This window comes from Sphingomonas sp. Leaf21, from assembly GCF_916858675.1.
Lineage (GTDB): Bacteria > Pseudomonadota > Alphaproteobacteria > Sphingomonadales > Sphingomonadaceae > Sphingomonas.
The window spans coordinates 1-5357 of sequence record NZ_CAKASM010000045.1; the positions used below are offsets into that span (position 1 = coordinate 1).

Consider the following 5357-nt stretch of genomic DNA (forward strand, 5'->3'; position numbering starts at 1 on the left):
TCGCAGCGGCATGAAACCGGCGGACGCTCCACTTAGCAATCGCGTCGAGCTGTTCAGATGAACCGAGCCACCTCTGTCAGCCGCCCTAGAACTATCCCTAGAATGGCCATTGACGTTTCCGCAAAAGGGTGCGCAGCGATCGGCACCGCCAAGATCTAGCTTTGTGTACGCGCATTCCAACGAGTGGCCTTTGCCGCATCCTTGCCGTAACGAGCATTCGCCCTCAAACGGCACAGGAACTTCGACGATGACCTGCAATGTCCAACTCATCCGCCCGAAACGCTTCGGCGACAGCCGTGGTTGGTTCACCGAGGTGCACTCCGTGCCCGCCTTCGCCGCGCTGGGTATCACCTGCACCTTTGTCCAGGACAACCACTCTTATTCCGCTCCCGCCTTCACCCTGCGCGGGCTGCATTTCCAGACGCCGCCGCGGGGCCAGGACAAACTGGTGCGCTGCATCCGCGGCCGGATCTTTGACGTCGCGGTCGATGTCCGCAAAGGCTCGCCCACCTATGGCCAGTGGGTCGGCGCCGAACTGTCCGCCGAAAACGGCCACCAGCTATTCATTCCGATTGGTTTCGCGCACGGTTTCGTGACGCTAGAGCCCGATTGCGAAGTCACCTATAAATGCTCCGATACCTATGCTCCCGACCATGACGGCGGGATCGCATGGGACAGTGTGGGTATCGACTGGCCGATGCCCGCCAGGACCATTCCGGAACTGTCGCCTAAGGATACTCGCCAACCGACGCTGGCCGAGTTCGACAGCCCGTTCCCCTATGACGGCCACCCGCTGGCCCCACTTTCCTAAAAGGACGCCTCGATAATGCGCATCTTCGTCACCGGCGGGGCCGGGTTCATCGGCTCGGCGCTCGTCCGCCACTTGATCGAGAACACGACCCATGAGGTACTGAACTTCGACAAGCTGACCTATGCGGGCACCCTTTCCACGGTCGAGCGGGTCGCCGCCAGCAACCGCTACCGCTTCGTCCAGGGCGATATCTGCGACGCCGAGGCCGTGCGTGCCACGATCGCCGAGTTCAAGCCCGACGTCATCACCCATCTGGCTGCCGAGAGCCATGTCGACCGCTCGATCGACGGCCCCGGCGCTTTCGTCCAGACCAATGTGGTCGGCACGTACACGATGCTGGCCGAGGCGCGCAGCTATTGGCTGAGCCTCGACGAAGCCGCGAAGGCCGCCTTCCGGTTCCACCATATCTCGACCGACGAGGTGTACGGTACGCTGGGTGACACCGGCCTGTTCACTGAGGACACGCCCTATGACCCGCGCTCGCCCTATTCGGCGTCGAAGGCCGGGTCGGACCATCTGGTTTCGGCCTGGGGCCATACCTTCGGGCTGCCGGTACTCATCACCAACTGCTCCAACAATTACGGGCCGTATCACTTCCCCGAAAAGCTGATCCCGCTGATGATCGCCAAGGCGCTCGATGGCGAGGCACTGCCCATTTACGGCAAGGGCGACCAGGTCCGCGACTGGCTGTATGTCGAGGATCATGTCCGCGCGCTGCAGGCGGTGTTCGAGCGCGGGCAGCCCGGCCGCACCTATAATGTTGGCGGGCATAACGAGCGCCAGAATATCGACGTCGTGAAGACACTCTGCGCGATCCTCGACGAACTGCGCCCGCGCGCCGACGGCAAGCCTTATGCCGCGCAGATGACCGAGGTCGCCGACCGGCCGGGTCATGACAAGCGTTACGCGATCAACGCCAGCCGGATCGGTGCCGAATTGGGCTGGACTCCGGCCGAGACGTTCGAGACGGGCATCCGCAAGACGGTCGAATGGTATCTGGCCAACGAGGCCTGGTGGCGCCCGCTGGTCGCCGCCAAGGCGTCCGAGCGGCGCGGCGTGACGGCATGACGGCGGATACTCCCCGCACGATCCTGGTCACCGGTGCCGGTGGCCAGCTCGGCACCGAGTTGCAGCGCTGCGCTTGGCCGCAAGGCTATGAGATCGTTGCGATCGACCATGACATGCTCGATCTGCGCGATAGTGCCGCCATCGCGGCGATTGTCGCCTCGCGTCCTTGGGCGGCGGTCATCAACGGCGCCGCCTATACGGCGGTCGACAAAGCTGAAAGCGATGTCGTGACCGCTTGGGCGGTAAACGCAATGGCGCCCGCCGCCTTCGGCGAAGCCTGTGTGAAGGCGGGCATCCCGCTGATCCAGGTATCGACCGACTATGTGTTTGCGGGCGACAAGCAGGGCGCGTGGGAGGTGAACGATCCGGTCGCCCCGCTCGGCGTCTATGGCGCGTCCAAGCTTGGTGGCGAGCTGGCGGTGCGGACCTCTGGTGCGCGCCATGCCATCGTACGCACCGCCTGGGTCGTGTCGGCGCATGGCCATAACTTCATCAAGACGATGCTGCGCTTGGCCGAAAGCCGCGACACGCTGTCGGTCGTCGCCGACCAGCATGGTTCGCCGACCAGCGCGGCCGATCTAGCCAATGCGCTGATGACCATCGCGCTACGGCTGATCGAGGACGAAACCGCGCCCACCGGCACGTTCCATTTCAGCAATGCCGGGGCCATCAGTTGGGCGGATTTCGCTACGGAGATTTTTTACCAGTCGGCTGCGCGCGGCGGTCCTTCGGCCGATGTCGTGCCGATCCCCAGCCGCGATTACCCGACGCCTGCGGCACGCCCCGCCAATTCGCTGCTCAGCCACAGCGCGATACGCGACGCCTATGGCATCGCCCCGCGCGACTGGCGAGCGGCCTTAAGCGACATTCTCAACGAACTGATCGGAGCCATGAAATGAAGGGCATCATCTTGGCCGGAGGCTCGGGTACCCGGCTTCACCCGGCTACCTTGGCGGTCAACAAGCAGCTGCTGCCGGTCTATGACAAGCCAATGATCTATTACCCGCTCAGTGTCCTGATGCTGGCGGGGATTCGCGACGTGCTCATCATCTCGTCGCCGGAATTTATCGACAATTACCGCCGCCTGTTCGGCGACGGCTCGGCCTTCGGCCTGACCATGTCTTATGCCGAACAGCCCAGCCCCGACGGCTTGGCCCAGGCCTTCACCATCGGTGCGCACTTCATCGGCGACGATAACGTCGCACTGGTGCTGGGCGACAATATCTTCTTTGGCGCGCACCTGACCGACCTGCTCGCCAGTGCCGTGGCCCGTCCCAAGGGCGCGACCGTGTTCAGCTACCGCGTCGAAGACCCCGAGCGCTACGGCGTGGTTGAGTTCGGCGAAGGCGGTCGCGCGGTCAGCCTGGAGGAAAAGCCGGAGATGCCGAGATCGAACCATGCGGTCACGGGTCTGTATTTCTACGACAACCGCGTCGTGGAGTTTGCCCGCAACCTCAAGCCCTCGCCACGTGGCGAGTTGGAGATTACCGATCTCAACCGGCTCTACCTGGAGGCGGGCGATCTCTATGTTGAACAGATGGGCCGCGGCTACGCCTGGCTCGACACCGGGACTCATGACAGCCTGCTGGAAGCAGGCGAGTTTGTCCGGACGCTGCAGCACCGCCAAGGCGTCCAAGTCGCGTGCCTGGAAGAGATCGCCTATGAGATGGGGTTCATTTCCGCCGATCAGGCCCGGGAAGCAGGCGAGCGGTTCAAGAAGACCGCCTATGGCCGCGCCATTCTGAACGCCGTCGACGGCAAATAACCGATAGCAGGGCGGCCCCGAACGATTCCGCGCCGCCCTGCCGATCGGATCAGTTGGCGCACATTTGCTCATTATTGCTCGCGGGTCATCCGCCAAGTGGGACCTTTCCACATGAACCTGTCGCTTCATCACGCATCGACAGGCGTAGCAGTAGGCTGCTGGAACCGCGCATTCTTCGGTAGGCGTTTGATCACACGGTTTGATGGTGCGATCCGTAAGACCGTATGTCCGTGTCGTTGATCGGATTCGTTCGCCCTACACTCGTGATCCGAGGGTTGCTCGGGTGGGCCGAGCCTATCCTCGCACAAGGAGGACGAACCGTGGGAGATCCTACAGAGATTTCATCGGAATCGATGTGGCAAAGGCGCGCAATGCGATAGCGGTAGCTGATGACGGGCGTGGCGGCGAGGTACGCTTCATCGGCGGACGCATCCCATGATGCGATGAAGCGCGTCCTGCAGCGGATCGCGCCCAAATACGACGTGGTGCATTGCTGCTATGAGGCAGGTTCGACGGGATACGGATTGCATCGCCTGATCGTCGAACTGGGCCATTCCTGCATGGTGGTGGCGCCATCGCTTATCCCGAAACGCGCAGGCGACCGGGTGAAGACGGGCCGGTCGAGAGCGCCTGGACGTACCGCCACCCGTCGCGTCTCGGAAAGGCCAAGCTGTACCGTCTCGAGCAGACCACGCCTGCGGTCCGCGAGATTGCCGGGAAAGCGCAGAGCCGGTTGACGGCGCGCTATCGTGCCCTCGTTGCCAAGGGAAAGGAAACCACCGTCGTCTGTGCCGCTGTCGCCCGTGAACTGGTGGGCTTCAGGTGGGCCGTCGCCAGGGAGGTGCAGCCAGCCTGACGGCATCGCAGACCCTGCGTACAGGCGAGGGCAGGACCACGGCAGGGGAATATTCGTCACACGCTTTGTGGCCGGCAATGCGACGCCCGCTGTAAGATCGGATCAGCCCCGGCACGCATACACGGGAATGCGGAAGCCAATCCGCGTATCAGAGCTTGATCACCGACGTCCTTCAGGCCCCGCCTCCACCTGAACGCGGTCATATTCGCCATCTGCGTTTCCACGCGGATGATGGAGCACGTCTTGAGGGTTGGAAACGGACATCAGAGCGTGACGTGGAGACCGCGGATTATGCAGCTTGTGCGGTCGGCTGATGTGCCGACGGCATCCAGTTCCAGGGCATGAGTTCATCCCATCGGCTGGCAGGCCAGTCTGCCGCGACTTTGGCGATGACGTCGGCGATATGGGTCTGCGGATCGACGCCGTTGGCCTTGCAGGTCTGGATGACGGTGTAGATGGCCGCGGCCCGCCCGCCGCCTGCGCGCGAACCGGCGAATAGCCAGTTGCGGCGTCCGACCGCGACACCGCGCAGCGCACGCTCAGCGATATTGTTCTCGATCTCCAAGCGGCCATCGTCGAGGAAGCTCGACAGCTCTGGCCAGCGCTTCGTGCCATAGGCGATGGCCCTTGCGATGTCGGACCTGGCCGACAGGCGGCGCAAGCTGGCGTCGAGCACCTCGCGCAAGGCGTCGACCCGCCAAGCCATCTACAAGCGTCGCGCAAAAGCTGCTGGTATGAACTGGCCCCCGTTTCACTGGACGGATTTAAGCCTAAGAAGGAAGAGGTGGCTCGGCAAATCTGGACAGGCTGCTAAGTGGAGTTTCTGCCTGAAGGCGGCCAGCATGGCTGCCGAACAG

The 5357-nt window shown here is 63.2% G+C and carries 4 protein-coding genes and 2 pseudogenes; 5 read left to right on the forward strand and 1 reads right to left on the reverse strand.

Annotated features, from left to right (window positions below; translation table 11 throughout):
• The first annotated feature begins 247 nt into the window (after nucleotides 1–247).
• From rfbC to LRP66_RS18100, 5 genes and pseudogenes are all read left to right on the forward strand, one after another.
• Nucleotides 248–811 carry a dTDP-4-dehydrorhamnose 3,5-epimerase gene (rfbC, locus tag LRP66_RS18080; protein WP_230483990.1) on the forward strand — a complete coding sequence of 188 codons (564 nt, stop codon included), beginning with the start codon at nucleotides 248–250 and terminating at the stop codon, nucleotides 809–811.
• 15 nt (nucleotides 812–826) lie between these two features.
• A complete protein-coding gene (gene rfbB, locus LRP66_RS18085) occupies nucleotides 827–1879 on the forward strand; it encodes a dTDP-glucose 4,6-dehydratase (protein WP_329959308.1) in 1053 nt (350 codons plus the stop codon).
• Nucleotides 1876–2778 (forward strand): dTDP-4-dehydrorhamnose reductase, encoded by a 903-nt coding sequence (rfbD, locus tag LRP66_RS18090; RefSeq protein ID WP_230483991.1) that lies wholly within the window; start codon nucleotides 1876–1878, stop codon nucleotides 2776–2778. The genes rfbB and rfbD overlap by 4 nt, the downstream gene beginning before the upstream one ends.
• Nucleotides 2775–3644: a glucose-1-phosphate thymidylyltransferase RfbA gene (rfbA, locus tag LRP66_RS18095; RefSeq protein WP_230483993.1), complete on the forward strand. Its 870-nt coding sequence runs from the start codon at nucleotides 2775–2777 to the stop codon at nucleotides 3642–3644. Before rfbD ends, rfbA begins: the two co-directional genes overlap by 4 nt.
• Before the next feature lie 283 nt (nucleotides 3645–3927).
• A pseudogene (locus tag LRP66_RS18100) lies at nucleotides 3928–4500 on the forward strand (hypothetical protein).
• Between the two features lie 289 nt (nucleotides 4501–4789).
• Here LRP66_RS18100 and LRP66_RS18105 read toward each other — a convergent pair.
• Nucleotides 4790–5194, reverse strand: a pseudogene (locus LRP66_RS18105) (IS66 family transposase); the annotation flags it as partial.
• Nucleotides 5195–5357: the final 163 nt, after the last annotated feature.

Excerpts from the sequence above, each read along its gene's own strand:
- rfbC (WP_230483990.1), top strand. The coding sequence starts at position 248 with ATGACCTGCAATGTCCAACTCATCCGCCCGAAACGCTTCGGCGACAGC.
- rfbB (WP_329959308.1), top strand. The coding sequence starts at position 827 with ATGCGCATCTTCGTCACCGGCGGGGCCGGGTTCATCGGCTCGGCGCTC.
- rfbD (WP_230483991.1), top strand. The coding sequence starts at position 1,876 with ATGACGGCGGATACTCCCCGCACGATCCTGGTCACCGGTGCCGGTGGC.
- rfbA (WP_230483993.1), top strand. The coding sequence starts at position 2,775 with ATGAAGGGCATCATCTTGGCCGGAGGCTCGGGTACCCGGCTTCACCCG.